This window comes from Kitasatospora sp. NPDC023118 (assembly GCF_055560875.1).
The window spans coordinates 89,574-113,787 of record NZ_JBVHHW010000014.1 but is presented as its reverse complement, the minus strand read 5'-3'; the positions used below and the strand labels follow the sequence as shown (position 1 = coordinate 113,787).

Below are 24,214 nucleotides of genomic sequence, written 5' to 3'. Positions count from 1 at the left end.
CGCGGCTACGCGGACCCGGCGGCGTCCTCGACGAACCGCTTGAAGCGGCGCAGGTCCCCGCGCACCTGGACGCCAAGCACGCCCAGCTTGTCGGCGGCCTTCTCGGCCAGACCGGTGGGCTGGAAGTCCATGGTCATCCTCACCCGGGTCCGGTCCGGGCCGAGCGGCTCGAAGTCGACCGTGCCGGTGTGCTTCACGCTCTTCCCGGTGGTGCGCCAGGCGACCCGCTCGTCGGGCACCCGCTCGACGACCTCGGTCTCGAACTCCCGGGACAGTCCGGCGATCCTGGTCCTCCAGCGGGCGTGGCGGTCGTCCAGCTGCCGGACCTCCTCCACGCCGTCCATGAACTTCGGGAATTCCTCGAAGGTCGCCCACCGGTCGTAGACGGCGCGGACGGGCACGTCCACGTCGATCGACTCCACCACCGTGCTCATCGCCCGCACCTCTCCGCGTAGACGGCGTCCCCGCCAATCTGCGCCGTGCGCCGTGCGGCGGCAACCGGTGAACGCGAACGAGGCCCGGCACCCGAGTGAGTACCGGACCTCGTCCGACAGTGGAGCGCCAGGCCCGGGTCGCACGGACTCTTCCTACTGAAAGTAGGACGTGCTCTGGTAGCACCGCTGACGCCTGAGGAGGAATCATCTCCCTCGCGACGAGAAGAATACCAGCAGGTCAGCGGCGGGCATCCGCCCGCGATCAGCCGTCAGCCGCCAGCCGTCGGCCGGTGTGTCAGAGGCCGCGGTCGGGCGCGCTCATGTCGCCCGTCCGGGGGGTGCCGTCGGCGAGTCCGTAGCGCAGGTAGACGGTGCCCTGGGGGCCGGCCGTCGGGGGCTGGAGGAGGGTGAGGTTGGTGGGCACCGCGCCGCCGTCGAAGACCTTCTTGCCGACGCCGAGCGTGATCGGGTGCACCCAGAGGTCGAGCCGGTCGAAGAGCTTCTCCCGCAGGAGGGTCTGGACGAGGTCCAGGCTTCCGACAACCTTCACGTGCTCGTGCCGGTCGCGGACCTCGCGCACCGCGGCGGCGAGGTCCGGGCCGAGCCGGGTGGAGTTTGCCCAGGGGAGGTCGGGCGTGCCCCGGGAGGCCACGTACTTCGGGACGCGGTTGAAGAGCTCGGCGATCTCGCCCTCCTTCTGGTGCGGCCAGTAGGCGGCGAAGATGTCGTACGTGCGCCGGCCCAGCAGGAGGGCGTCGGTGCCCTCGTACGCGGCGAGGATCTGCGCCCCGGTGGCCTCGTCGATCAGCGGCGCCTGCCAGCCGCCGTACGGGAACCCGGCCGGGTCCTCGTCGGGGCCGCCGGGCGCCTGCCCGACGAGGTCGAGGGTCGTGAACAGCTCGATGTCGATGAGGCCCATCACTTACTCCCGATTCCTCGCAGATTCCTCACGGAGCACCCGCCGGCCGGTCGTGGAGCGCGCGGCCCGTGCCCGGAGACGCCACCCGGCCGGGACGCCGCACCGGCACTGCGGCTCACGATAGAGCACCGGACCCCGTCCGGCCCGCCCGGTTCGTCCGCGCCGCGATCCGGTCGCGCCACGCGTTCGGCACCGACCGCGGCGACGTGGACGTCGCCGCACCGGTGGCCGCGTGCGGTCCGACATTCCCGTCCGAACCTCGACCCAGCCGGCGGTGCACACGCATCACGGGGTCGGCTCTTCACGGCCTGTGGCCACCTGCTACGGCGTCCGGCCGGATCGATACCGACTTCAGTGACGCATCGCCGGCCGGAGCCGCCCTGAGGTCTATCGGCGATCGCGGGGGCTCGACCAGGGCGCGTATCGGGTCGTGATCAATGATCACCGCAGCCTGCGGGGCGGGTGCCCGTCTGGGATCCGGGGCCCCGGCTGCGTGCCCGCCGGGGCGGTGTGTCAGACGATGGCGAGCCGGTCCACCAGCAGCTCCACCCTGCGTTCGGCGTCCTCCGGCGGGAGCCGTCGCGCCCGGGTCAGGGTGGCCAGTCCGTGCAGGGCCGCCCAGAACGTCTCGGTGAACAATCCCGGGTGGACGCCGTCGCCGGCGACCTCGCTGAGGTTCTCCAGCAGGGCGGCGAAGGCGTCCTTCAGGGGTTCTGGGGTGTCCTCGTGTGCGAACGCCAGGCCGCCGTCGAGCTGGAACAGGGCGTCGTAGACCGCTGGGTTGCGTGCGGCGAATTCGAGGTAGGTGCGGGCGAGGGCGGCGACCCGGGCGCGAGGGCCGTCCGCAGCGCAGGCCGCGGCCCGCAGCGCCGCGGCCATTTCGGTGGCGCCTTGGAGGGCGACGGCGCCGATGATCTCGCGCTTGCCGCGGAAGTGGCTGTAGAGGACGGGCTGGCTGTATTCGATGCGCTCGGCGAGGCGGCGGGTGGTGACCGCGTCCCAGCCCTGCCGCTCGGCGAGTTCGCGGGCCGTCGCCACGATGAGGCGTTCGCGCTCCGCCCGTTCGCGTTGCTTGCGTTCTTGTACCGACATGATTCGATCCTAGCATCGCTAGACAATCAAGCGGCAGCAGTACTAGCGTTAGCTCATCATCTAGCAGCGCTAGATCCCAGGAGGGATCATCATGCTCAACGCACTCGAGGTCTTCACCACCGTGTCCGTCGGCGTGATGGTGGGGGTGGAGTTCTCCGTCGCCTTCGTCATCAATCCGATCCTCTACGGCCTCCCGGACGACAGCTGCCTGAGCGCCCGCGCCCACGGGGGACGGATGCTCGGCGCCGTGATGCCGGTCTGGTACATCACCTCGCTCGTCCTCGTCGCGGTCTGGGCCATCGCAGGACGGCACCACCACGGCACCGGCCTCGCCGTCACCGCCGGCGCACTGCTGGCCGTCAGCGTGATCATGTCGGTCCTGCTGCTCGTCCCGATCAACAACCGGAGCAAGACGTGGACCGCTGAGAACCGGCCCGCCGACTGGAAGCAGCAGTCGAAGCGCTGGGACCGCTTCCACTACGCCCGCGTCGCCGTCCTCATCGCCGCCTTCGCCGTGCTGGTCGCCGCCCTCGCCTGAGCCCGCACGAGCACGACGATCGCCCTCCCCTTCGCATGGCACAGCACGCCGACGCAGACCGCCGCGGTCACCGCACCGAGCACCTACGACCGGCCGAGCGGGCTCTGCGGCGCGCGGTCGGCGGGGCCCGGCACGAGGGGTGCGATGACGTGCCGGGTCGGGTTGGTGCCGCCGTCGTCGTCACCCGAGTTCACCGACGCGCGGATCGAACTCGTCGCCCAGGAGACCAGGCCGAGGAGGATGAAGACGACGAGCAGGCCGCGCCCGGCGCCGCTCAGGACGAGCGGGCGGGTGGCCGACACCGGACCGTCCGGCTCGCTTCCCGGCTCCTCTCCGAACAGGCGCTTGGGGTAGGCGGAGGAGAGCATCACCAGGTAGGCGGTGTAGCGCATCCGGTAGCGCAGGATCGCGGTCGTCGCCTCGTACAGCGGCTGCGGCATCCGGCCGAGGACCAGCACCACGAGCCAGCTGATGAACGACACCATCCACCACCCGGCGTTCACCAAGCCCTGCACGATCGAGGCCGGGATGACGAGGACGATGCGGAACAGGACGGCGAGCCGGTTCAGCTCGCCCGGGCGCAGCCCGACCTGCACCGGGTACTCGGGAGCCGCGAACCGGAACGGCGGGTAGCGGTCCACGGTGAGCATCAGGTACGCGGCGACGCGGGTGTCGTACGGGAGGAACGCGGTCAGGTAGTCCGCCACGAAGCCGGGCAGCCTGCCGAGCACCAGTGCTCCGAACCAGCCGATGACGGCGACGAAGAACGCCACCACCGACAGCACCCACACCACCACGAACTGGGGGATCAGCAGCAGGGCGCGCAGCAGCACCGTCCAGCGGTTCTGTGGTCCGGGAGCCGGCATGTCCAGCACCGGGAGCCACTCACGACTGACGGGGGCGGGGGGTGCCTGCCACATCCGGGCCTCCACGGTCTCGGGACGACGGGACCCGGCGGTCGGGCGCGGCCGGGCGCCCTCCGAAGATCGCAGCACCCCGCCCGCCCCGCGCGCCACGCTGCGCCGGACGGGTCAGCCGGCAGATGCGGGACGGCCCGGCCACCCCGACCTGCGGGCGTCCCGAGGCAGACCTCGGAAGGCGCCGCCCGCTCGGCGCGCGGGCTCCGCGAATGCCGGCCTGACGATCCGTCAGGCCACCGGGGGGCCTGGGAGGCCTCGCCTGGCCGGCGCCGCGCAGGAGATCGGCGCGGACGACCCGGGCGGTCCAGACCGGGAGCAGAGGCCCGAACCGCGAACTCGGCGTCCACCGTCAGCGGCCGACGACGCAGTGCGGCGACGGTCCCGTCCGGTCGGAGCCGAGCGGCAGGTGGCCCGGACCCACCGCGTCGCGGGGAGAGTCGTCGTCGCCGAACGGCACCTCACGAAGCGGGGACGCGATAGCGAGCGTCGCGACCTCGCCAGGGCGTGCCCGCAATTCGCGGCGGATCAGCGCGCGGCGTTGGGGTGCGTGCATCGCCGAATCCTCCCGGAAGGATCGCGATCGGGCGAGGCCGCCGAACGACGGTGGGTTCGACGGCCTTCAGGTGCGCCTCAGATCAGAGCCTTGGCCTGCCAGTACACGAACTGCTGGAGCGGGTCGCCGTCGAGCGACCACGGCCACGCGGTGACGGTGTCACCGATCATGCGGAAGGTGTCATCGGCCTCGCGCACGCGGCCGGCCTGGACCGCAGCGTAGGCGAGCAGGTTGAGGTCGGCCAGGGCCGCCGCGTGGCGCAGGCGGCCCTGGCGGGGCCAGGTGGCCAGTGCGGTGTCCAGTGCGCCGGCGGCCCGGATCTGCGTCCACTGGCGGCGGGCCATCAGCGCCTCGACGCCGCCCTTCGCCGTCGTGCGGGCGTGCTCGTCGACCAGAGCCGTCAGCTCGACGCCCACGACCGGCGCGGCCGGCGGCACCGAGGCGCGGAGCGTGTCCACGAAGTCCAGCTGGCTGCTGCGCGAGCCGCACTCCTCCGGCGACAGGTAGCGCAGCATCTGCAGGTAGGCCTCGCGGTTCCAGGGATCGCGCGCGGTCACCTCGGCCCAGACGGCGAACAGCTCGCGCGACTCGGCCCGCATCAGGCGCAGGATCCCGAGCAGTACCACCCAGGGCGCCGGATCGGCGGGAAGGGCGTCGGCGGCGCGGTAGCAGCACTCGGCGGACGCCCGGGCGTCCGCCATGCCCCCGGCCTGGCGGCCGCGGACCAGCTCGACCCACGCGTCGAAGACCAGCGGGTCCGCGCTGCGCGGGCGGCGCAGACGCCAGGAGCGGGCGAACGTCGACGGCGCGGCGGCTTCGGCGAGCACAGCGAAGCGGTGCCCGCGGCGGTCCCAGTCGGTGCCGGCCTCCTGAAGCAGCCGCTCGACCTGGTCGACCTGGATGTCGTCCGGCCCCAGCCGCCCGATGGAATTCAATTGTCGCCGCACGCGGCCGAGTTGGACGTCATCGAGTTCCGTCCGCACTCGCGGACCGGAAGCACGGAGCCTTCGGAATATCGACACGCGCCGCAGCGTAGGACCCGGGGGGAAAATCGGAAAGCCCCGAGAGCGAATTGTTATTCAACGGCGGGCGAGCCGGCACAGTGATTTTCATGAGAAAAATGATTGCGCGTCAGTAGCATTCATTCGCCGTTAGGGATTCCCGTCCGACCCGCGAGGGGGCATAGCGAGGGGGCAGCGGAACCGCGGACGAACACGGCGTGCCCGTGGGGCCGCAGCGCGGCTGCGGCCCCACGGGGGTGTGAGACGAGGGTCAGGAGGCGTTGAGGGCGGTGTCGTCGATCACGAAGCTGGTCTGGAGGGAGGCGTCCTCGGTGCCGGTGAACTTGAGGGTGACGCTCTGGCCGGCGAGGGAGGAGAGGTCGTAGGTGCGCAGGGTGTAGCCGTTGGCCGCGTTGACGTTGGAGAACGTGGCCAGGGTGGTGGAGTTGGCCTGGACGGTGAGCTTGTCGTAGGCCGTCGTGCCGGTCTCGGCAGTGTCGATGTGCAGCCAGAAGGAGAAGCTGGCCTTGCAGCCGGCCGGGATCCTGACGGTCTGGCTCAGGGTGTCGGTGTGGGCGCTGCCGTAGCCGTCCAGCCAGGCCTTCCAGGAGCCGGAGTGGGCCGGCTCGCTGGCGGAGTTGTCGATCACGCCCGCCGTCGCGGTCCAGGGCGAGGCGCTACCGGTCTCGAAGCCGGGGTTTCCGAGCAGCTGGCCACCGCCGACGCAGCTGCCGCCGCCCGAGGTGGAGACCGTCCAGGTGAAGGAGGTGGAGCCGGAGGCTTTGGTGGTGTCCTTCGCGGTGACCGTCACGTTGTAGGTCCCGGCCGTGGACGGCGTGCCGGTGATCAGGCCGGTGCCGGAGTTGATGGACAGTCCGGCGGGCAGGCCGCTGGCGCTGTAGGTCAGGGTCTGGCCGGTGGCGGAGTCGGTGGCGCCGATCTGCAGCGAGACGGCGGTGCCGACGGTGCCGCTCTGGCTGCCCGGGTTGGTGACGGTGACGGTGTTGCCGGTGCTGCCGCCGCCGCTCTTGAACGCCGTCAGGCCGTTGGGGGTGCCGAGGCCGGTCGGGCCGTCGTAGCCGGAGCCGGCCGTGCACAGGTAGCTCGGCGAGCAGGTGCCGTTGGCGCCGCTGGTCACGTCGTTCAGCGAACCGGCGTTCTGGTACGGGTACTTGGCCGGGACGTCGCCGGCGCCCGGGGTGCCGGCGTCGGCGTAGACGGCGGCGATGATCGGGGAGGACGCGCTGGTGCCGCCGTAGACGGCCCAGCCGCTGCCGCCGTAGGTCTGGTAGACCGCGACGCCGGTCGCCGGGTCGGCGACCGCCGACACGTCCGCGATGGTGCGGTTGGCGCAACCGCTGTCAGTCTGCCAGCTCGGCTTGGAGTCGTAGGCGGAGCAGCCGGAGCCGGCGCCGTTGCCGCCCGAGCTGGAGCCCCAGACGGACTCACTCCAGCCGCGGGCGCTGGAGTCGCGGGTGAGCGAGGTACCGCCCACGGCGGTGACGTACTGGGAGGCGGCCGGGTACTGGGCGCCGTACCCGGAGTCGCCCGAGGAGACGGTGATCGCCACACCGGGGTGGTTGAAGTACTGGCTGTCCGAGGCGGTGTCGGTCGAGTCCTCGGCGCCGCCGTAGCTGTTGGAGACGAACTTGGCGCCCTGGGCGACGGCCTGGTTCACCGAGGCGCCGAGGTCGGCCATGGTCGCCGAGTTGGCCTCGACCAGCAGGATGTGGGCGTTCGGGGCGACGGCGGAGACCATGTCGAGGTCGAGGGAGATCTCGCCCGCCCAGCCGCTGTCGGCGGTCGGGTAGCTGGTGCCGCCGTTCTGGTCGATCTTCTTGAAGCAGCCGTTGGCGGTGGTGCACGCGGGCAGCCCGTACTGCGTGCGGTAGGTCGCCAGGTCGGACTCGGCGCTGGGGTCGTCCTGGGCGTCGACGATGGCGACGGTCTGACCGGCGCCGCCGTTGGCCGACAGGCCGTAGGCGCTCTGCAGGTCGCTCGGGCCGAAGCCGGACGGCGTCGCGTTCGGCGAGACCGCGCTGAGCGAGAACGCGTGCGGCTGGACGACGTCGGTGCGCACCAGGGCGTCGCAGGCCATCTGGTGACGCTCGGTCGGCTTGGCGCACACGTGCTTGACGCCGGAGCCGGACGTGCTGGTCACGGCGTCGGCCGGCGCCGCGACGGCGAGGCCGGCGGCCACCACGGCACCGACCGCGAGCGTCGAGGCGGTGGCACGGAGTCCGCCGTGCCGCCGGGTGGAGCAAAGAAAGGTGTGCAACGGAGCCCTCCCATGTGGGGGTCGGGCCCTGGGCATGCGCGCAACGCCGCTGGGGGCGGCTCGTCGGGGCAGGCCCGGGGTTGAGGGGGAGATCGCGCACGTGCAGACGGCTGCCCTGACGTTCGGCGCAAGTCGTGGAAGGTCAGCCCGTAGGGTGACGGAGGGCCTGCCGATCCGGGGATGTTCTGGGCATGCCAATGGGGTGACGCTGAGCCTTCACGGCGTCAGCGCCAGAAAGGTAGCCAAGCGCGCACCGGCGAACAAGGGCGGTGTCCATGCCATGACCGAGGCTTGACCAGGCGGAATGTCGCCACTGGCGCGCTCGCGCCGCCTCCCCGACTGAGCGGCGGTTCACCTCGCACACGGAACGGCCGAGGTCCGAGGCGGGTTTGCTCCGCCGACCGGGTCCGGCGCGGCACCGACGACCAGGAGACGCGGTCGTGGACGAACGCACCTCGGCGGGCGGGCATGCGATCGTCCGTCCGGTGCCGACACCCCGTAGAACGTGCCGTCAACGCGCCTGGCCGGAGGCATGAACCGCGGGCAGGTCCTCGCCACGCTGGAGACGAACGGAACCGACACCGGACTCGACGCCAACGACATGTTCGTCGTGCTCTCGATGGACGGAACGGTCCGCTCCTGGATGGGCGGCGGGCACCAGGGACCGGGCAGTTTCAAACTCCCCGGCGGCTGGACGGCCAAGGTCACCAAGACCGGCGAGCTCCACTACCGCGCGCAGATCCTCGGCAACGAGAACGGGGTGGACGGCACGCTGGAGGCGAACCAGCACGACGCCGGCGCCGGCGCCGACGGCGTCTACATCGGGCTCACCGCCGGCGGCGAGATCAGCGCACACGAGTGAACCACCCGGGACCGAGCGCCCGCACCTGCCGTCCGCGAGCGCGTCGAAGCCTTCGCCCGCGTCGGGCCCGTCGATCTCTCCGGAGTCGGAGGGTGTCCGGCTCATACCGCCCGGAGCGCCGCCTCGCAGGCGCGGCACCGCCGGTCCGCGAGCGGGAGCGGGTACCAGGGGTCGCCGGGACGCATGGGCCGGTAGTGGGAGTGCTCCATCACGTCGGTGTCAAGCCCGCACAGCGTGCGCGGCAACGGGTCCTCGGGGGCGTCCGGATCGGCGCCCGCGGCGTGCACCGCGAGCACCACCGGCTCCACGCCGTCGGGGCCGAGGGCCTCGTCCTGCTGCAGCTCGAACAGAACGATGATCGATGCCATGAGTCGAGGATCGGATGGTCCGGCCCGGTCCACACGCCGGGTGGGCCTTCCGTGGGCCGAGGCACGGCATCCCCCCACATCGGCCGCCGGGGCTCAGGCGCTGATCTCCACGGTGAGCACCGGGATCGCGTTCAGCTCGGGGTGGTGCCGGTAGTGCAGGGTGACCGGCCGGTGGTGGCGCTGCTTCGGGTTCAGCTCGACGACGTGGGCTGCAGGTGGCGTTGACGGAGCCCAGCTCCACGGGCCGCAGCAGGGTCCACATGCGGTCCACGGCCACGCCGTCTCGTCGCCGTGGCCGCGTTGGTCCCCCTCCGCTGTCGCCCTGTCAGGCCAGCCGGGCGGGAGTCGGGACCGCCCGGCGGTGTCACCCGGGTGCCGGGCCGTACTCGCGGTGGCGCCGAGCGGCCCGCACCGTGATGGGAGGGGTGACGACCGACAGGACGGTGCAGACGGATGGACGCGAACGACTCCGCTCCCCGCGTCGTGGTCGGTGTGGACGGCTCGCCGTCGTCGCACGCCGCGCTGCGCTGGGCGGTCCGGTACGCCACGCAGATCGGCGGGGTCGTGGACGCCGTGGGCGCGTGGGAGCCGCCGAGCCACTTCGGCTGGTCGGCGCCCGTGGTCGATGCCACCTTCGACCGGGAGCTGGCCGAACGACGGTTCGCCGACCAGCTCCACACCGTGCTCGGCGACGACCAACCGGTTCGGGTTCGACGGTCGATGGTGATGGGCGACCCCTCCGACGTCCTGCTGGACGCGTCGCAGGGCGCCGACGTGCTGGTGGTGGGCAGCCACGGCCACGGCGGGTTCACCCGGGCCCTGCTCGGCTCGGTGAGCACGCGCTGCGCGCAGCACGCCGGCTGCCCGGTGGTCATCGTCCGCGCGCGGTGACACGCCGGACGGACCGGACTGCTCCGACCGGCCCGGGCAGGATCGCCGCGTAACGGCGGTGGCCGCCCTGGCGCCGCGCCATGTCCCCTCCGTGGAATGGCTGTTGATCCGCACCGCCGCGCGCTGGACGGCCGCCGTCCGATCCCGGCAGGGCGGCTGACCGCGGGAGACCCGGTGGGCCGGGCGGCACGCCCGCGGGCGTTGCTCCGATGGGGTGCTCCGCCCCTCACACGGAGGGAGGATCGTGTCGGCCTGCCCGTGCACAGCGGGCGTTTCGCACTAGGTTGCCCGATATGGACGGCAACCAGGGTGACGACAGGCCTGTGGACCGCGTGCCGGACCGCAGTGCGTGGCTGCGGACGAGCACGCCGGAGCCACCGGCCGGTGAGCGCGCCGCGCGGGCCGTCGACCGGCGGCTCCCGCTGATGGAGGCGGGCAAGGAGCTGCTGCGCAAGGTGTTTCCGGACCACTGGTCGTTCCTGCTGAGCGAGCTGGCGCTGTACAGCTTCGTCGTCCTGTTGCTGACCGGGGTCTTCCTCACCTTCTTCTTCAACCCGAGCATGGGCGAGATCGACTACCAGGGCTCCTACCTGCCGCTGCGCGGGGTGCGGATGTCCGAGGCCTACGCCTCGACGCTGCGGATCAGCTTCGAGGTGCGCGGCGGCCTGCTGGTCCGCCAGATCCACCACTGGGCCGCGCTGCTGTTCGTCGCCTCGATCTGCGCGCACCTGCTGCGGGTGTTCTTCACCGGCGCGTTCCGCCGCCCCCGCGAGCTGAACTGGGTGATCGGGGTGACGCTGTTCAACCTCGCGCTGCTGGAGGGGTTCTCCGGCTACTCACTGCCGGACGACACCCTGTCGGGGACCGGCCTGCGGATCGCCGAGGGCGTCCTGCTGTCCGTGCCGATCGTCGGCACTTACCTCAGCTTCTTCGCCTTCGGCGGCGAGTTCCCCGGGCACGCGATCGTCCCGCGGCTGTTCACCGTGCACATCCTCCTCGTGCCCGGCCTGCTGCTGGCGCTGATCGGGGCGCACCTGACCCTGGTGGTCGTGCTGAAGCACACCCAGTGGGCGGCGCCGGGCCGGACCAACCGGAACGTGGTGGGGCTGCCGTTCTTCCCGCAGTTCCTGGCCCGCACGACCGGCCTGGCGTTCACCGTCGCCGGTGTCCTGGCGCTGTCCGCCCTGCTCGCGGAGATCAACCCGATCTGGCGGTACAGCGCCTACCGGCCCGACATCGCCGGAGCGGGCGCGCAGCCCGACTGGTACATCGGGTTCATCGAGGGGGCCCTGCGGCTGATGCCGGCCGCGGAGACCGGGGTGCTGGGGCACACGGTGTCGTGGAGCGCGTTCCTTCCCGCGCTGGTGGTGCCCGGCCTGCTGTTCGGGGCGCTGTACGCCTACCCGTTCGTCGAGCGGTGGCTGACCCCGGGCGACGGGGAGCACCACCTGTGCGACCGGCCGCGCGACAAGCAGACCCGCACCGCGCTGGGGGTCGCCGGGGTCGTCTTCTACACGGTGCTGCTGATCGCCGGCGGCAACGACGTGATCGCGTACGCCTTCGGCCTGTCGGTCAACGCCCTCACCTGGGTGCTGCGGGCGGCGCTGGTCCTGCTGCCGCCGCTCGCCTTCGTGCTCACCCGGCGGCTCTGCCTCGCTCTGCAGGCCCGGGACCGCACCCGGCTGCTGGAGGGCGACGCGACCGGCCGGATCGACCAGTCGCTCTACGGCGGATTCCACGGGAGCAGCCGCCCGGTGCCGGCGGCCGAGCGCTACACGATGGTGGTGCGCGACGCGCCCCAACCGCCGAGCGCCCCGGTGGGAGCGCCGCGAACGGAGCGGGTGCGGGCCGCGCTCGGTGCCTGGTACTACGGCGACCGGGTCGCCCTTCCCGTCCTGGAGCAGGAGGAGGTCCGGGTCGAGGCCGTCCTCACCCCGCCGGCCCACCCCCGGCCCCCGGAACCGCCCGCCGCCCCTCGAACCGGCCCGCTGGGCCGGCTGCTGCGGAGGGTCAGGCCCCGCCGTCGCCGTGGTCGCGGTACTGGAAGATGAAGCCGAAGACGGCGAGTGCGAGCACCACCGCGCCGCAGACGATCAGCCACCGGGCGAACACCAGGCCGAGTGCGAAGACGGCCAGGCCCGCCGCCGCGAGCACGGGGTAGCCGCTGCGGGCCGGGAAGAAGCCCAGCGGGCCGGCGGTCTCCGCGATCTCGGCGTCCTTGCGGTCCTGGGCCCGGCCGCCGCCGCTCCGCTGGTGCTGGACGAACCAGAACAGCGCGACCAGTCCCGACATCAGGAACGCCACCGTCAGGATCGCCTTGCCGGCCGGCTCACGGGCCCAGAAGCCGTAGACGACTCCGGTCACCGCGAAGAACGCCGTCATGACGGCGAACAGCCACCCCTCGGCCCTCACCGCCCGTTCCCCCGTCCGTCCCGGCGGCCGTACGGCAGGTCCGCTCCGCCGCTCGACTCCGCTTCCGTCGGCACCTCCGGGTGGTGCAGGTCGAACGCCGGGGACTCGGAGCGGATCCGGGGCAGCGCGTGGAAGTTGTGGTCCGGCGGCGGACTGGAGGTGGCCCATTCGAGTGACCGGCCCCAGCCCCACGGGTCGTCCTGGGTGATCCGGGTGCCGTGCCGGGTGGTCGTCCAGACGTTGTAGAAGAACGGCAGGTTGGAGACCCCGAGCAGGAACGCGCCGATCGAGGCGACCACGTTGAGGGTGGTGAAGCCGTCCGCGTCCAGGTACGTCGCGTAGCGGCGCGGCATCCCCTGGGCGCCGAGCCAGTGCATCACCAGGAAGGTGGTCTGGAACCCCGTGAACAGGATCCAGAAGTGCACCTTCCCCAGCCGCTCGTGCAGCATCTTCCCGGTCAGCTTCGGCCACCAGAAGTAGAAGCCCGCGAAGGTCGCGAACACGACCGTCCCGAACAGGACGTAGTGGAGGTGGGCCACCACGAAGTAGCTGTCGGTGACGTGGAAGTCGATCGGCGGCGCGGCGAGCAGCACCCCGCTCAGGCCGCCGAACAGGAAGGTCACCAGGAACCCGATCGACCACAGCATCGGGGTCTCGAAGGACAGCGAGCCCTGCCACATCGTCCCGATCCAGTTGAAGAACTTCACCCCGGTGGGCACCGCGATGAGGAAGGACATCATCGAGAAGAACGGCAGCAGCACCTGCCCGGTGGCGAACATGTGGTGGGCCCACACCGACATCGACAGGGAGGTGATGGCGATGGTCGCACCGATCATCCCGTAGTAGCCGAACAGCGGCTTGCGGCTGAAGACCGGGATGATCTCGCTGACGATGCCGAAGAACGGCACCGCGACGATGTACACCTCCGGGTGGCCGAAGAACCAGAACAGGTGCTGCCACAGCAGCGCCCCGCCGTTCGCCGGGTCGAAGACGTGCGCGCCGAACTTGCGGTCCGCCTCCAGCAGCAGGAGGGCGGCGGTGAGCACGGGGAAGGCCAGCAGCACCATGATCGACGTGAACAGCACGTTCCAGGTGAAGATCGGCATCCGGAACAGGGTCATGCCCGGCGCCCGCAGGCAGGTGATGGTGGTGATGAAGTTGACCGAGCCCAGGATCGTGCCGAGGCCGGCCACCACCAGGCCGAGCGCCCACAGGTCCGGGCCCGTCCCCGGCGAGTGCTCCGCCCCGTTCAGCGGCGCGTAGGCGAACCAGCCGAAGGCGGGCGCCCCGTACGCGGTGAGGAAGCCGCTCAGCACGATCAGCCCGCCCAGCAGGAAGGCCCAGTAGGTGAAGGCGTTCAGCCGGGGGAAGGCCACGTCGGGCGCGCCGATCTGCAGCGGCATGATCGCGTTGGCGAACCCGGCGAAGGTCGGGGTGGCGAACAGCAGCAGCATGATCGTGCCGTGCATGGTGAACATCTGGTTGTACTGCTGATTCGACAGGAACCCGGTGTCCGGGCCCATCAGCTGAGTCCGCATCAGCAGCGCCATCAGGCCGCCGACCAGGAAGAACCCGAAGGCGGTCGCCAGGTAGAGGTTCCCGATCACCTTGTGGTCGGTGGTGAACAACCAGCGCAGCAGCGTGCTGCCACGCCGGACGCGGACCTCTGCGCGCGACGGCGCGGTGTCAGACGCACTCATGGAACCTCCGCAGCGGAGCCGATGACGCACCCCCCGGGCCCGTCGTCCGCCACGGAGTACGCGGCTTCGCGCGCCGGGAGCGACCCTAGCGTCGGCGGACCGGTGCGCCGGGGCGCCACGCTGCGTGATCGCGGTCGCGGTTGTCGCCGGTCCGCCGTCCGAGTGCGGATCCTTCCGGTCCGGGCGCACGCTGGTGTGGACCGCCCGTCACCTCCGACGCACCACCGGGCAGAGCCGGGAGGAACCCGCCGTGGCCGCACAGATCGCCTACCGGCGGATCTACGAGGAGTCCTCGCCCCAGGACGGGCAGCGGGTCCTCGTCGACCGCGTCTGGCCGCGCGGGATGAAGAAGGAGGACGCGCACCTCGACGAGTGGCTGCGCGACGTCGCCCCGTCGACCGAGCTGCGCCGTTGGTACGGCCACGACCCGGACCGCTTCGCCGAGTTCCGCCGCCGCTACCTCGCGGAGTTGCGCGACGCCGAACACCACGAGGCCGCCGGCCATCTGCGCGATCTCGCCGCCCACGACACGCTCACCCTCCTGACCGCCACCAAGGACGTGGACCACAGCCAGGCGGCCGTGCTCGCCGAGTGGCTGGCGAAGCGGAAGCGCTGAGCGGGGCCTGCCGCCTCAGCGACGTGCCGGTGCTTCGGCCGACCCCGTTGTCCGGGCACACCGGCACTGACACGATGGCCAAATGCGCATACTGATCATGGGCGGCACCAGGTTCGTCGGACTCCACTTCGCCCGGACGGCGCTCGCCGCCGGGCACGAGGTCACCGTGCTCCACCGGGGCAGGTCCGGCGCCCACCTGCTGCCCGACGCCACGCACCTGATCGCCGACCGCGACGACGACCTGTCCCTCCTGCGCGGCCTCGGCTGGGACGCCACCGTGGACGTCAGCGCGTACTTCCCCCGCCAGATCCGGCAGCTGGCCGCCGCGCTCGACCCGGGCGCCGCCGGACGCTACCTGCTGGTCTCCTCCATGGCCGTGTACGACACCCCCGGCGCCCCGGCGTTCACCGAGGACGCCCCGCTGCTGCCCGCCGACGGCCCGGAGGCCGAGGTGGTCACCCCCGCCAGCTACGGCCCGCTCAAGGTCCAGTGCGAGCGGGCGGCGCGCGAGGCCTTCGGCCCGGACGTCCTACTGGTGCGCCCGACCTACGTGATCGGCCCCCAGGACTACACCCGTCGTTTCGACTACTGGGTGCAGCGCCTCGCCCGGGGCGGCGAGGTCCTGGCCCCGGGCCGGCCCGACGCACCCGTCCAGGTCGTCGACGCCCGCGACCTCGCTGCCTGGATGCTCGCACTGCTGGAACGGGGTGCCTCCGGCGCCTACCACGCCGCGACTCCCCCGCCCTTCACCATGGGCGGGCTGCTGGACGCCGTCGCCTCGGCGGTCGCCCCGGCCGGGACCACCCTCACCTGGGTGGACGACGACTTCCTGCGGGCGGCCGACGTCCCGGACGGCGCGCTGCCGCTGTGGACCACCAACCCGCTGGTGCGGGCCACCAGCACCGCCGACCCCGCTGCCGCCCTCGCCACCGGGCTCGTGCTGCGCCCGGTGGCCGAGACCGCCCGGGACATCGCGCCGTTCGACCCGCTGCCGCAGACGCTGACGCCGGATCAGGAGGCCGACCTGCTCGCCGCCTGGAACGAACGGCTCGGGACGGTGCCCCGTCAGGTGTGAGCCTCGATGAAGGCGGTCACGCTCCGCACGTACTCGGCCGGATGGGTGACGTGGGGAAAGTGGCCGGCGACCAGGGACTCGTGGGGTGCCCGCAGGCGGCACCCCACGGGGCCCGGAGGGTCAGCCGCAGGCGGTGAACCGCGGCGTCCGAGCACCACCGCCGCCGTCAGCGGGACGGTCGCCGCGGCCAAGCCGATCGGCGCCGAGGATCCATACCTGCACCTCGTCGCACGCCACCCGGCGGACCCGGCCACCCGCCGGGCGGTCGCGCGGGCCGCCGCAGGGCACGGCGACGCCGCAGACCACGTGTGAACCGGGCCGAAGCGGGCACACGCCGGAATCGAACCATCCGCTCTCCACGGGAGGCCGATTCCGATGCTTCTTCTCGTCCTCGTCCTGTTGCTCGCGATCATCCTGGGCGGGGTGGGCTTCGCCGTCCACGCACTGTGGTGGGTCGCGCTCGTCGTGCTGGTGCTGTGGATCCTGGGCTTCGTGTTCGCCGGGGGCGGTCGGGGCGGTGGCCGATGGTACCGATGGTGACCACCGATGGTGGCACGCTCCCCCGGCCTCGGCGAGGCAGCCATAACCGGTCTGCTACCGGCCTACCACCTGCCGTCACCGCAGCAGCACGGCCAGCAGCTCCGCGAGGGTCGGGCCGGCGTCGGCCGGGTGGCGCAGTTGCTTGCCGCCGATCACGTGGTAGTGGTTGACGCGCCCCTGGCGCTCATGGGTGAGGTAGCCGGCCTGTTCGAGGTCGGCGATGATTCGCTGCACGGCCCGTTCGGTGAGCAGGCAGCGGGCGGCGATGTCGCGCACTCTGATGCCGGGGTCCCGCGCGATCTGCACCAGTACACGGGCGTGGTTGGTGAGGAAGGTCCATCCCAGACCCTCCGGCCGGTCGGTCATGGTCTCAGCCTACGACCAAGTTTTCGTGCTCACGGAAGCACGAAAGCGGAGACGCGCATCGGGCATCACCCATTGAGGCAGGTGGATCGCCGACTCCGTACGCCCACGGTGTGCCTGATATCGGCCCGGCAGTGGAGCAGCCATCGCCTCTTCGGGGGAGCAGCCATCGCCTCTTCTGAGGGCGACGGCACGCTGCTGGGGGCTGCTGGGGCGGGTGCGCACGCGAGCCGGACTGGACGTCGTCACTCATCGTCGTCACTCGTCGTCACTCGTCGTTGTCGCGGTCGGCGGCCGACCGGTCGCCGTAGCGCGCCTGCCACTCTCGGGCGCGGGCGTTGTGCCACTCCACGCCTTGCTCCGCCTGACGCTCGGACAGTCCGCTCAGCCGGGCCACCACGCTGAGCGGGACGGGTCCGTCGTACGCGGCGAGCGCCCGGCAGACCTTCCCGGCCCACTGCTCCTCGGGGACGAACGGGCGGTGGCGGTAGTGCTCGACCAGGAGGGCCAGGTGGTCCACTGAACAAGCCAGAAGCACCCGTTTCCCGTCCAGGTCCGATTCGGTGGGGTGGAGCGCCGAGGAGTCCGGCACCAGCGCGCTGAGCACGTCGGGACCGGCGACGATCCGGCCGCAGTGGTCGCACAGGTCGAACGCTTCCGCGTCGTCGGCGGACGGGCCGTCCGCCGGGGGTCCGAAGTCCTCCATACCGCGCGCCTACCCCGCCCGGGCCGGACCAATCCGGCCGGTGCGAGCCGCACCGGCCGGGCAGGTGCGTCAGCACCCTGGGCAGGCGGCTGACGCCGCCGATGCCGGTCCGCCGGTGGTTGTGGCGGTCGTCCAGCCGGGTCACGGATTGGACGCCTCCATGAAGCCCGGGAACTCCTCGAACCGGGTCCACCGGTTGTAGGCGGCGTGCAGGGGGACGACGACGTCGACGGACTCCTTGACCATGCTCATCCGGGCCTGCTCAGGTGCTGCGGCCAGGCCGTTCCGGCCGAGCCTCGTGTGTTCCCGATCGGCGTCGGCACAACCATCCCACCGGGTCCGCCCCGGTGGCCCGCGGTGGTCTCCCGGGGTTGCATGGGATGACCGAGCCCCGAGACCCGGAGGTCATCGTGTACGAGATGTGGGCCGAGCAGGACCCGGCAGTGTCGCCGCCCGGACTGGTGTGGCACGTGGTGGCCAAGGACGACGCGACGGCGTCGCTGTGCGGGCGGGTCCTCGAACCCTCGCAGCGGGTCGTTCCATCGGACGGCGGTACCGGCCCGGCGCTGCCGGACCGGTACTGCGACCCGTGCCTGGTCAACGTCAGGGAGGCGCTCACCGCAGCCGGCCGGTGACGAGCCGGCTGCGGTGAGCACCTGGAGGTGGCACCGTCTGGCGTTTCCCCCGCGCGGCACACCCCGCGACCGGTGGGGCCGGTGGCCGCCGCCCATGCCGGACCCGGACGGGGCCGACCTGAGGCGGCGCGCCGCCGAGCGCCAGTGGCCGGCTTTGTGGCACCGCGGCGTCTACCGGGCACTGCTCGCCCGGACGTAGCAGGATGTGAACCATGACGGTCGACACGATCACGTCCAGGTTGCTCTCCGAGCACGGCCGGACGTACGCCGAGGAGGCCGGCATCACGCTGCGCGACAAGCCCTCACCGCTGTACCGGCTGCTGGTCCTCACCGTGCTCTGCTCGATCCGCATCAGCGCCGGGACCGCCACCAGGGCGGCCCGGGAGCTGTCTGCCGCCGGGTTCCGGACGCCGCGCGCGATGGCCGACTCCGGCTGGCAGGACCGGGTGGACGCGCTGGGCCGGGCCCACTACGTCCGGTACGACGAGAGCACCGCGACCGCGCTCGGCGAGGGGGCGCGGCTGGTGCTCGACCGCTGGCACGGCGACCTGCGCCGGATGCGGGACGAGGCCGGCGGCGACCCGGGCGCCCTGCGCGAGCTGCTGCGGGAGGTCCCGCGGATCGGACCGGTCGGCGCGGACATCTTCTGCCGGGAGGTCCAGGCGGTGTGGCCCCGGCTGCGCCCGTACTTCGACGACCGGGCGTGCGCGACGGCGAAGGACCTCGGACTGCCGCACACGCCGGACGGCCTCGGCCGGCTCGTCCCGTCGGCGGATCACGCCCGGCTGGCCGCCGCGCTGGTCCGGGTCAGCCTGTCGAAGGGCGCGCTGGAGGAGCTCCGGGCCGCGTGACCAGCACGCCTTCCGAGGTTGCACCGGGCCCGGCCCGGTAAGCCGCTCCCACGAAAAGCGGAGGAATCCGCCGAGGAACCGACGCCGCCATGACCGAGTTCCGCTACTACCTGTCCAGCGAGGAACTCACCCCAGCCCGACGGACGGCCCCCCGCAACGCGGCGATCCGCTGCGGGGGGCCGGAAACGCCTACCAGGGGAAAGGTCAGCCGACTCCCTCCGGTTCGTCGGCCCAGCCGGGGGCGTCGCGGTCCTCCAGCTGCTCACGAAGCCAGGTCAGCGTGGCGCTCAGCAGCCGGGAGACGTGCATCTGGGAGACGCCGATCTGGTCGGCGATGTCGGACTGGGTGCGGCCCTCCCAGAAGCGGAGCCTGAGGACCCGCTGTTCGCGCTCGGGCAGTCGGGCGAGGAGCGGGCGGACGGCGGTGCGGAAGTCGGCGAGTTCGATGCCGGGGTCGCAGCTGCCGAGCCGGTCGAGCATCGCGCTGCCCGTCTCGTCGGTGGTCTGCTCGCGCAGCGCGTCCAGGGAGCTGGGGCGGTAGACCCGGCTCGCGACCAGCCCTTCGGTGGCCTGCTCGACGGTCAGGTGCAGGTCCTCGGCGATCTCCTCGGGCTGCGGGAGGCGGCCGAGCTCCTGCTCCAGCCGGTCCGAGCCGCGAGCCACCGTCAGGTACAGCTCCTGCATGCTGCGCGGGACCCGCACCGGCCAGGAGGTGTCGCGGAAGAAGCGCTTGATCTCCCCGGCGATGGTGGGGATGGCGTAGGTGATGAACTCGACGCCGCGGCCTGGATCGTAGCCGTCGACGGCCTTGATCAGTCCGATCGTGCCGACCTGCAGGATGTCCTCCATGTCCTCCGCGCGGTGCCGGAAGCGGGCCGCGATGAACCGGACCAGGGGCATGTTGAGTTCGATGATCGTGGCGCGCACGTAGCTGTAGGCGTGCGTCTCCCGGGCGAGCCCGGCCAGGCGCTCGAACAGCGCGTCGCTGAGTTCACGCGCCTCGGTCTTGCCCATCGAGCGCAGTTCGGCTTCGGTGGGTCTCGGCGGCAGGTCGGGCGGGGTGCCCGAGGGGACGACGACGTCCTGGTCACCGCGGTCAGCTGTTTCCAGCGGAATGGACACTGGCTTCTCCTGGCATCGGGGGAACGCCCGGCAGCACCCACAGGCTCGCGCTCACGCGTGGGAGGGGATTCTTCCGCAGGGCCTCCGCCGGGTTCTTCAGAGGCCTCGGTGGCACCCGATCGGGGTGCCGGGCGGCCGGTCACTGCCCGACTGCCGCATGGATGTCCTACCCGAACACACGACATCGAATTCATGTTTTAGACGGTTTTCTATGATTTGTCCGGGTACACGCGTTTCAGGGAACCACCGTGACCACGGGAGGAGGGGCGGTCATGCCCCGAGGATCCAGCCCCAAGCGGGAGCGCCAGTACGAGCACATCAAGGAGAGCGCGCTCGACCGGGGCGAGAGCGAGAAGCGGGCCAAGGAGATCGCGGCCCGGACGGTCAACAAGGAACGCGCCCGGCACGGGGAGTCGAAGAGCGCCAGCCGCAGTTCGACCCACGACATGTCATCGGGCCGGCGCGGCGGCCAGCGCTCCCACAAGGGCTCACAGGGCCCGACCTACGACCAGCTGTACAACGAGGCCAGGCACCGCGACATCAAGGGCCGCTCGAAGATGAACAAGCGCGAGCTGGCCAACGCGCTGGGCCGCTGAGCGAGCCCTGCACGCCACCGACGAGGTTCCGTTCCCCACGCCCGAGCCCTTCCCGGACCCCGATCCGGCACCACGGCCGGAACCACATCCCGGGCAACGCTGACGGTCCGTCAACCCAGCGGGTCGCCGCAGCCGGGAGCGCGGTGGTCGAGCGGGGACGACACCTCCAGGTCGAGCGGGGACGACACCTCCAGCCAGACCGACTTCCCACCGCCCTCGGGCGCGCAGCCCCAGGCGCGGGCGAGTCGGTCGACCACCCGCAGGCCGTGCCCGCCCGGCCGCCCCGGCTCGGCGGCCGGGCGCAGCCGCGGCGGCACCGGGCTGGCGTCCGTGACCTCCACCCGCAGCCGGGCGCCGTCCCAGAACAGCCGCAGCTCGCGCGGCCCCCCGGGGGCGTGCAGGCAGGCGTTGGTGACCAGCTCCGAGACCATCAGCAGGACGTCCTCGGCGGCGGCCAGCTGCTCGTCGTCGACGGCGGGCAGCCACTGCCAGGACCGCAGCGCCTCCCGGCTGAACTCACGGCTGCGCTGCACCGCGCCGTCGATACCGGCGAACGCGAGCCGTCTGGTCTCCCCGGCGATCGCCCGTGGTCCTCGCCCGACGCGGTCCATGGCCGGCCCCTTCACCCCGATCCCGGGGTCTCGTCCGGGTCCTCGGACGGCCGGACGGGCGGGTTCAGCGCCGACTTGAGATCGACCACGATCCGCTCGGTGCCGTCATCCCCGGGGGCGGCGAGCGCGGTACGCGGCCCGTCCGCCGAGTCGTGCTCCAGCTCCCCGGCGACAGTGACGATTCGCACCGGTCCGTCGCGGTCCACCGCGACGCGCAGACCGCCGCTGTCCTGCTCCCCCGCGGCCCCGCTGGACTCATCGGCCGGCCGTGGCATGGCGCGCTCCCTGACCGGTGGGGACGGCGAGGTGCCGTCCCGACCATCATGCGGCGCGGCGCGGACGGTCGGGCACCCAAGGGCCGTCCCGGGTGCGGCCGGACACGCCACATGCTCCTCGTCCATGCCCCGCGTTTGCCCGATCCCCGCGCGGCTACACGCGCCTACGTACAGGAGGCGGAGACGTTTCGGCGGCGCCCGCCCGGCAAGACGCCCGCCATGACGATCAACCTGCGTTCGAAGCACGAGGCGGCGGCCCGGGCCGAGGAACCGGAGCCGCACGAGCCCCCGACTGAGCCCGCCGGGCCGATCATCGGAGGTTTCGGCTCCGCCGTCCGGCGAACGGGTGGTCCGGTACCGCGATCGCGCGTCCGGCGGCGTTGCGCGCGGCACGTGCCCGTCGACCGGACGGTAGACCTGGGGCGCCCGCCTCGGCGGCGGGCGCCGCAAGGGCCTGTCACGAGGGTGGTGCGATGCGGACGGCGGTCGAGCCCCTGCTCCGGTGGGGGGTGTTGCTGTTGCTGAACACCGTACTGATCAGCTCGGTGACACCGCTGGAGGTGGCGGTCGGCGGCGGCATCGCGCTCCTCGGCACGGTCGGCGCCGTCGCGGTGTGGCGCGCTTCGGGGGCCGCCACCGGCGGAGCGGCCCGACTCGCGAAAGCGATCTGCGGATCAAGCCCGGCCCTCGTCAGGGAGGCACCCTGTGGACCTGAACGGCGCCGGACCAGACCGGCGCCCCCAGCACCCTCGGCCACTCGGCAGCCGCCCGCCCCGGGTGGCGCTCCGCCGCGCCCGTCGCGCGGTGCCCGGGGAGCGCGTCCCGTCCGGGCTGCGGACCGCCGCCGGGTACACCTGGCGGCTGGGGCTGCTCGGCGTGGCCGCGTACCTGGCCGTCGCCGTCCTCGGCGAGCTCCAACTCCCGGTGATCGCACTGTTCCTGGCCATGGTCATCACCTCCGTCCTGCGCCCGCTGGTCGACCTCCTCGCCCGGGCGCTGCCCCGCTCGCTCGCCGTCCTGATCGCCTTCGTCCTCGCCGTCGTGGTCGTCGGCGGGGTCCTGGCACTGGTCGGCACGAACGTCGCCGACGAGTGGAACCGGCTGGGCAACGAGCTGCGCGGCGGCCTCGGCCGGATCGACCAATGGCTCACCCGCGCCCCCTTCCACCTGCGACCCGGCACCGTTACCGGCCTGCGGGCCAAGATCGAGGCCTTCGTCTCGGCCCACCGCTCGGCGCTGCTGAGCACCGCGCTCAGCGGGGCGAGCCGGGCCGTCGAGCTGGTCACCGGACTGGCCCTCGCGGTGTTCTGCTCAGTGTTCTTCCTGCACTCCGGCGACCGGATGTGGTCCTGGGTCCAGCGCCAACTCCCCGCCCGCGTCCGCCCCGTCCTGGGCCGGGCCGGAAGCGCCGCCTGGCGCACCTTCGCCGGGTACACCCGCGGCGTGCTGATCGTGGCGGCGGTCAACGCCGTACTGGTCGGCATCGCCCTGGCCCTGCTCCGGGTGCCGCTGGTCCTGCCGCTGATGGTGCTGGAGTTCGTCGCCGCCCTCATCCCGCTGGTCGGCTCCCCCATCGCGCTGGCCGTCGCCGCCCTGGTCGCCCTGGCGGCACGCGGGCCGGTGGTCGCGCTGCTCGTCCTCGCCCTGATCGTCGTCATCGGCCAGATCGAGGGCCACCTGCTGCACCCGCTGGTGCTCGGCTGGTCGGTGCGCATCCACCCAGTGGCCATCGCGCTGTCGGTGATCGGTGGCGCCGTCCTGGCCGGGGTGCTGGGCGCGGTCGTCGCCGTCCCGGTGGTGTCGGTCGCCTGGGCGGCGCTCACCGAACTACGGGAGGGCGGCGAGCCGGCCGACCCACCCGGGCCAGGGCGCGATGCCCCTGCGGTGGGCGACCAGCCGCGCCGCTCCCCACGCGATCGACGGCGCCCACACGACGCTGAAACCCGCGATCACGGCGGGTGAGTGCACGGTGGCGCTGACCGGCAGCAGGGTCGTCGACGGGGCCGCCAGCACCGGGAACATGCCCCCGGCCCGTCCATCCGCGCCACCTCCCACCGCGCGGCTGCCCGCTCCGCGGGCCGCGTGACGCCTCGGACGGATGGGAACCGGCCAGCTGGGTAGCCGATGAATGTCAGGACCATCCGGCCGCAACGGGCCGAACCCGCCAGGAGGAAGGGATGACTGCGAGATTCCCGGACCGAAGCATCGCCGGGCACCGACTCGCCCGGGCCGTCGCCCCCCTCCTCGACGGCCATACCGACGGCGGGGTCGTCATCCTCGGCCTGGCGCCCGGTGGACTACCGGTCGCCGCGGAGATCGCCGGGGCCGTCGACGCCCCGCTCGACGTCACCGTCGTGAGCCACCTCAAGGTGCCCGGCCACGACCGGCCCGTCGGCGCCATCGCGGACGGCGACCCTCCGCTGTTCGACCGGGACGCGCTGAAGAGCCTCGGGGTCACACCGGCGGAGGTGGCCGAGAGCGTGCAGCGGGAGCGGGCCGAGGTCCACCGCCGCGAGTCGATGTACCGCCGGGGCCACGACCAGGTCCCCCTGCGCGGGCGCACGGCGGTTCTGGTCTCCGACGGCCTGATCGACCCCCTACCGGCCCGCGCCGCCGTTCTGGCCGTCGCGGGCTGCCACCCCAAGCGAATACTCCTCGCGGCACCGCTCTGCGACGCACGCATCGCCGCCGACCTCCGCCGCGACGTCGACGCCCTCGTCTGCCTCCATCTGCCCCGCTACGCCCACGCCGCCGGCCCGTGGTACGAGGACTTCCGCGAGGTCACCGACCGCGAGGCGGCAGGGCTCCTGTGACACCGCCCGGCCCCTCACCCCCGGCACACCGCGATCGCCAGGA

The 24,214-nt window shown here is 72.5% G+C and carries 27 protein-coding genes and 1 pseudogene; 12 read left to right on the top strand and 16 right to left on the bottom strand.

Annotation, left to right across the window (positions count from 1 at the left end; genetic code table 11):
• Positions 1-5: 5 nt before the first annotated feature.
• From ACZ3UD_RS19970 to ACZ3UD_RS19960, 3 genes are all read right to left on the bottom strand, one after another.
• The gene (locus ACZ3UD_RS19970; RefSeq protein WP_465588998.1) at positions 6-434 is read right to left on the bottom strand and encodes an SRPBCC family protein; all 429 of its coding nucleotides are present in this window, start codon (positions 432-434) and stop codon (positions 6-8) included.
• Positions 435-729: 295 nt separating this feature from the next.
• Positions 730-1,353, bottom strand: a complete 624-nt coding sequence (locus ACZ3UD_RS19965; RefSeq protein ID WP_465588995.1) for a dihydrofolate reductase family protein — start codon at positions 1,351-1,353, stop codon at positions 730-732.
• A gap of 513 nt (positions 1,354-1,866) precedes the next feature.
• Positions 1,867-2,445, bottom strand: a complete 579-nt coding sequence (locus tag ACZ3UD_RS19960) for a TetR/AcrR family transcriptional regulator (protein ID WP_465588992.1) — start codon at positions 2,443-2,445, stop codon at positions 1,867-1,869.
• Between the two features lie 91 nt (positions 2,446-2,536).
• On the opposite strand from ACZ3UD_RS19960, the gene ACZ3UD_RS19955 reads away from it, so the two are divergent.
• Entirely contained in the window at positions 2,537-2,983 is a 447-nt protein-coding gene (locus tag ACZ3UD_RS19955) for an anthrone oxygenase family protein (RefSeq protein ID WP_465588989.1), read from the top strand.
• Between the two features lie 83 nt (positions 2,984-3,066).
• Here ACZ3UD_RS19955 and ACZ3UD_RS19950 read toward each other — a convergent pair whose 3' ends face one another.
• The 4 genes from ACZ3UD_RS19950 to ACZ3UD_RS19935 all read right to left on the bottom strand — a co-directional run bounded on the left by ACZ3UD_RS19950 (position 3,067) and on the right by ACZ3UD_RS19935 (position 7,660).
• Positions 3,067-3,903, bottom strand: coding sequence for a DUF4389 domain-containing protein (locus ACZ3UD_RS19950; RefSeq protein ID WP_465588986.1), 837 nt, complete (start codon positions 3,901-3,903; stop codon positions 3,067-3,069).
• 349 nt (positions 3,904-4,252) lie between these two features.
• The gene (locus ACZ3UD_RS19945; protein WP_465588983.1) at positions 4,253-4,456 is read right to left on the bottom strand and encodes a hypothetical protein; all 204 of its coding nucleotides are present in this window, start codon (positions 4,454-4,456) and stop codon (positions 4,253-4,255) included.
• A 77-nt stretch (positions 4,457-4,533) separates the two neighbouring features.
• Positions 4,534-5,403 (bottom strand): hypothetical protein, encoded by an 870-nt coding sequence (locus ACZ3UD_RS19940; protein ID WP_465588980.1) that lies wholly within the window; start codon positions 5,401-5,403, stop codon positions 4,534-4,536.
• Between the two features lie 325 nt (positions 5,404-5,728).
• Positions 5,729-7,660 carry a putative Ig domain-containing protein gene (locus ACZ3UD_RS19935; RefSeq protein ID WP_465589219.1) on the bottom strand — a complete coding sequence of 644 codons (1,932 nt, stop codon included), beginning with the start codon at positions 7,658-7,660 and terminating at the stop codon, positions 5,729-5,731.
• 607 nt (positions 7,661-8,267) lie between these two features.
• Here ACZ3UD_RS19935 and ACZ3UD_RS19930 point away from each other — a divergent pair.
• Positions 8,268-8,597 (top strand): annotated as a pseudogene (locus ACZ3UD_RS19930) (hypothetical protein); the annotation flags it as partial.
• Between the two features lie 101 nt (positions 8,598-8,698).
• Here ACZ3UD_RS19930 and ACZ3UD_RS19925 read toward each other — a convergent pair.
• Positions 8,699-8,965 (bottom strand): hypothetical protein, encoded by a 267-nt coding sequence (locus tag ACZ3UD_RS19925; RefSeq protein WP_465588977.1) that lies wholly within the window; start codon positions 8,963-8,965, stop codon positions 8,699-8,701.
• A gap of 453 nt (positions 8,966-9,418) precedes the next feature.
• Here ACZ3UD_RS19925 and ACZ3UD_RS19920 point away from each other — a divergent pair, with 453 nt between their 5' ends.
• Both ACZ3UD_RS19920 and qcrB read left to right on the top strand, forming a co-directional pair.
• Positions 9,419-9,856: a universal stress protein gene (locus tag ACZ3UD_RS19920; protein ID WP_465588974.1), complete on the top strand. Its 438-nt coding sequence runs from the start codon at positions 9,419-9,421 to the stop codon at positions 9,854-9,856.
• Between the two features lie 293 nt (positions 9,857-10,149).
• Positions 10,150-11,907: a cytochrome bc1 complex cytochrome b subunit gene (gene qcrB, locus ACZ3UD_RS19915; RefSeq protein ID WP_465588971.1), complete on the top strand. Its 1,758-nt coding sequence runs from the start codon at positions 10,150-10,152 to the stop codon at positions 11,905-11,907.
• Here qcrB and ctaF read toward each other — a convergent pair.
• Positions 11,867-12,268 (bottom strand): aa3-type cytochrome oxidase subunit IV, encoded by a 402-nt coding sequence (ctaF, locus tag ACZ3UD_RS19910; RefSeq protein ID WP_465588968.1) that lies wholly within the window; start codon positions 12,266-12,268, stop codon positions 11,867-11,869. The two genes, qcrB and ctaF, sit on opposite strands and share 41 nt — an antisense overlap.
• Positions 12,265-13,968, bottom strand: a complete 1,704-nt coding sequence (ctaD, locus tag ACZ3UD_RS19905; RefSeq protein ID WP_465588965.1) for an aa3-type cytochrome oxidase subunit I — start codon at positions 13,966-13,968, stop codon at positions 12,265-12,267. The genes ctaF and ctaD overlap by 4 nt, the downstream gene beginning before the upstream one ends.
• Before the next feature lie 250 nt (positions 13,969-14,218).
• Here ctaD and ACZ3UD_RS19900 point away from each other — a divergent pair, with 250 nt between their 5' ends.
• From ACZ3UD_RS19900 to ACZ3UD_RS19890, 3 genes are all read left to right on the top strand, one after another.
• Entirely contained in the window at positions 14,219-14,584 is a 366-nt protein-coding gene (locus tag ACZ3UD_RS19900) for a DUF488 domain-containing protein (RefSeq protein ID WP_465588962.1), read from the top strand.
• A gap of 82 nt (positions 14,585-14,666) precedes the next feature.
• Positions 14,667-15,659, top strand: coding sequence for an NAD-dependent epimerase/dehydratase family protein (locus ACZ3UD_RS19895; protein WP_465588959.1), 993 nt, complete (start codon positions 14,667-14,669; stop codon positions 15,657-15,659).
• Between the two features lie 375 nt (positions 15,660-16,034).
• Positions 16,035-16,199 carry a hydrophobic protein gene (locus ACZ3UD_RS19890; protein WP_465588956.1) on the top strand — a complete coding sequence of 55 codons (165 nt, stop codon included), beginning with the start codon at positions 16,035-16,037 and terminating at the stop codon, positions 16,197-16,199.
• Between the two features lie 75 nt (positions 16,200-16,274).
• Here the strand turns inward: ACZ3UD_RS19890 and ACZ3UD_RS19885 are convergent, their stop codons facing one another.
• Entirely contained in the window at positions 16,275-16,565 is a 291-nt protein-coding gene (locus tag ACZ3UD_RS19885) for a helix-turn-helix transcriptional regulator (protein ID WP_465588953.1), read from the bottom strand.
• Between the two features lie 265 nt (positions 16,566-16,830).
• Complete coding sequence (locus tag ACZ3UD_RS19880; protein WP_465588950.1) at positions 16,831-17,268, bottom strand: hypothetical protein; 438 nt, start codon at positions 17,266-17,268, stop codon at positions 16,831-16,833.
• A gap of 380 nt (positions 17,269-17,648) precedes the next feature.
• On the opposite strand from ACZ3UD_RS19880, the gene ACZ3UD_RS19875 reads away from it, so the two are divergent.
• Together ACZ3UD_RS19875 and ACZ3UD_RS19870 are read left to right on the top strand one after the other, a co-directional pair.
• A complete protein-coding gene (locus tag ACZ3UD_RS19875) occupies positions 17,649-17,903 on the top strand; it encodes a hypothetical protein (RefSeq protein ID WP_465588947.1) in 255 nt (84 codons plus the stop codon).
• Between the two features lie 212 nt (positions 17,904-18,115).
• The gene (locus tag ACZ3UD_RS19870; protein ID WP_465588944.1) at positions 18,116-18,754 is read left to right on the top strand and encodes an endonuclease; all 639 of its coding nucleotides are present in this window, start codon (positions 18,116-18,118) and stop codon (positions 18,752-18,754) included.
• A 204-nt stretch (positions 18,755-18,958) separates the two neighbouring features.
• Here ACZ3UD_RS19870 and ACZ3UD_RS19865 read toward each other — a convergent pair whose 3' ends face one another.
• Positions 18,959-19,876, bottom strand: a complete 918-nt coding sequence (locus tag ACZ3UD_RS19865) for a SigB/SigF/SigG family RNA polymerase sigma factor (protein ID WP_465588941.1) — start codon at positions 19,874-19,876, stop codon at positions 18,959-18,961.
• A 272-nt stretch (positions 19,877-20,148) separates the two neighbouring features.
• On the opposite strand from ACZ3UD_RS19865, the gene ACZ3UD_RS19860 reads away from it, so the two are divergent.
• Complete coding sequence (locus tag ACZ3UD_RS19860; protein ID WP_465588938.1) at positions 20,149-20,472, top strand: plasmid stabilization protein; 324 nt, start codon at positions 20,149-20,151, stop codon at positions 20,470-20,472.
• 110 nt (positions 20,473-20,582) lie between these two features.
• Here the strand turns inward: ACZ3UD_RS19860 and ACZ3UD_RS19855 are convergent, their stop codons facing one another.
• The 3 genes from ACZ3UD_RS19855 to ACZ3UD_RS19845 form a co-directional block, all read right to left on the bottom strand.
• Positions 20,583-21,083 (bottom strand): ATP-binding protein, encoded by a 501-nt coding sequence (locus tag ACZ3UD_RS19855; protein WP_465588935.1) that lies wholly within the window; start codon positions 21,081-21,083, stop codon positions 20,583-20,585.
• Positions 21,084-21,094: 11 nt separating this feature from the next.
• Positions 21,095-21,358: an STAS domain-containing protein gene (locus ACZ3UD_RS19850; RefSeq protein WP_465588932.1), complete on the bottom strand. Its 264-nt coding sequence runs from the start codon at positions 21,356-21,358 to the stop codon at positions 21,095-21,097.
• A 457-nt stretch (positions 21,359-21,815) separates the two neighbouring features.
• Positions 21,816-21,938, bottom strand: coding sequence for a hypothetical protein (locus tag ACZ3UD_RS19845; protein ID WP_465588929.1), 123 nt, complete (start codon positions 21,936-21,938; stop codon positions 21,816-21,818).
• 125 nt (positions 21,939-22,063) lie between these two features.
• Between ACZ3UD_RS19845 and ACZ3UD_RS19840 the strand changes: the two genes are divergently transcribed.
• Positions 22,064-23,320 carry an AI-2E family transporter gene (locus ACZ3UD_RS19840; RefSeq protein ID WP_465588927.1) on the top strand — a complete coding sequence of 419 codons (1,257 nt, stop codon included), beginning with the start codon at positions 22,064-22,066 and terminating at the stop codon, positions 23,318-23,320.
• 215 nt (positions 23,321-23,535) lie between these two features.
• Positions 23,536-24,171, top strand: a complete 636-nt coding sequence (locus ACZ3UD_RS19835) for a phosphoribosyltransferase (RefSeq protein WP_465588924.1) — start codon at positions 23,536-23,538, stop codon at positions 24,169-24,171.
• The last annotated feature ends 43 nt before the right edge of the window (positions 24,172-24,214 follow it).

What these genes read in the sequence shown, in the direction of transcription:
- ACZ3UD_RS19970 (WP_465588998.1), bottom strand. Translation starts at nt 434, where the DNA reads ATGAGCACGGTGGTGGAGTCGATCGACGTGGACGTGCCCGTCCGCGCC.
- ACZ3UD_RS19965 (WP_465588995.1), bottom strand. Translation starts at nt 1,353, where the DNA reads ATGGGCCTCATCGACATCGAGCTGTTCACGACCCTCGACCTCGTCGGG.
- ACZ3UD_RS19960 (WP_465588992.1), bottom strand. Translation starts at nt 2,445, where the DNA reads ATGTCGGTACAAGAACGCAAGCAACGCGAACGGGCGGAGCGCGAACGC.
- ACZ3UD_RS19955 (WP_465588989.1), top strand. Translation starts at nt 2,537, where the DNA reads ATGCTCAACGCACTCGAGGTCTTCACCACCGTGTCCGTCGGCGTGATG.
- ACZ3UD_RS19950 (WP_465588986.1), bottom strand. Translation starts at nt 3,903, where the DNA reads ATGTGGCAGGCACCCCCCGCCCCCGTCAGTCGTGAGTGGCTCCCGGTG.
- ACZ3UD_RS19945 (WP_465588983.1), bottom strand. Translation starts at nt 4,456, where the DNA reads ATGCACGCACCCCAACGCCGCGCGCTGATCCGCCGCGAATTGCGGGCA.
- ACZ3UD_RS19925 (WP_465588977.1), bottom strand. Translation starts at nt 8,965, where the DNA reads ATGGCATCGATCATCGTTCTGTTCGAGCTGCAGCAGGACGAGGCCCTC.
- ACZ3UD_RS19920 (WP_465588974.1), top strand. Translation starts at nt 9,419, where the DNA reads ATGGACGCGAACGACTCCGCTCCCCGCGTCGTGGTCGGTGTGGACGGC.
- qcrB (WP_465588971.1), top strand. Translation starts at nt 10,150, where the DNA reads ATGGACGGCAACCAGGGTGACGACAGGCCTGTGGACCGCGTGCCGGAC.
- ctaD (WP_465588965.1), bottom strand. Translation starts at nt 13,968, where the DNA reads ATGAGTGCGTCTGACACCGCGCCGTCGCGCGCAGAGGTCCGCGTCCGG.
- ACZ3UD_RS19895 (WP_465588959.1), top strand. Translation starts at nt 14,667, where the DNA reads ATGCGCATACTGATCATGGGCGGCACCAGGTTCGTCGGACTCCACTTC.
- ACZ3UD_RS19890 (WP_465588956.1), top strand. Translation starts at nt 16,035, where the DNA reads ATGCTTCTTCTCGTCCTCGTCCTGTTGCTCGCGATCATCCTGGGCGGG.
- ACZ3UD_RS19885 (WP_465588953.1), bottom strand. Translation starts at nt 16,565, where the DNA reads ATGACCGACCGGCCGGAGGGTCTGGGATGGACCTTCCTCACCAACCAC.
- ACZ3UD_RS19880 (WP_465588950.1), bottom strand. Translation starts at nt 17,268, where the DNA reads ATGGAGGACTTCGGACCCCCGGCGGACGGCCCGTCCGCCGACGACGCG.
- ACZ3UD_RS19875 (WP_465588947.1), top strand. Translation starts at nt 17,649, where the DNA reads ATGACCGAGCCCCGAGACCCGGAGGTCATCGTGTACGAGATGTGGGCC.
- ACZ3UD_RS19870 (WP_465588944.1), top strand. Translation starts at nt 18,116, where the DNA reads ATGACGGTCGACACGATCACGTCCAGGTTGCTCTCCGAGCACGGCCGG.
- ACZ3UD_RS19860 (WP_465588938.1), top strand. Translation starts at nt 20,149, where the DNA reads ATGCCCCGAGGATCCAGCCCCAAGCGGGAGCGCCAGTACGAGCACATC.
- ACZ3UD_RS19855 (WP_465588935.1), bottom strand. Translation starts at nt 21,083, where the DNA reads ATGGACCGCGTCGGGCGAGGACCACGGGCGATCGCCGGGGAGACCAGA.
- ACZ3UD_RS19850 (WP_465588932.1), bottom strand. Translation starts at nt 21,358, where the DNA reads ATGCCACGGCCGGCCGATGAGTCCAGCGGGGCCGCGGGGGAGCAGGAC.
- ACZ3UD_RS19845 (WP_465588929.1), bottom strand. Translation starts at nt 21,938, where the DNA reads ATGCCGCCGCCGACCGCCACCTCCAGCGGTGTCACCGAGCTGATCAGT.
- ACZ3UD_RS19835 (WP_465588924.1), top strand. Translation starts at nt 23,536, where the DNA reads ATGACTGCGAGATTCCCGGACCGAAGCATCGCCGGGCACCGACTCGCC.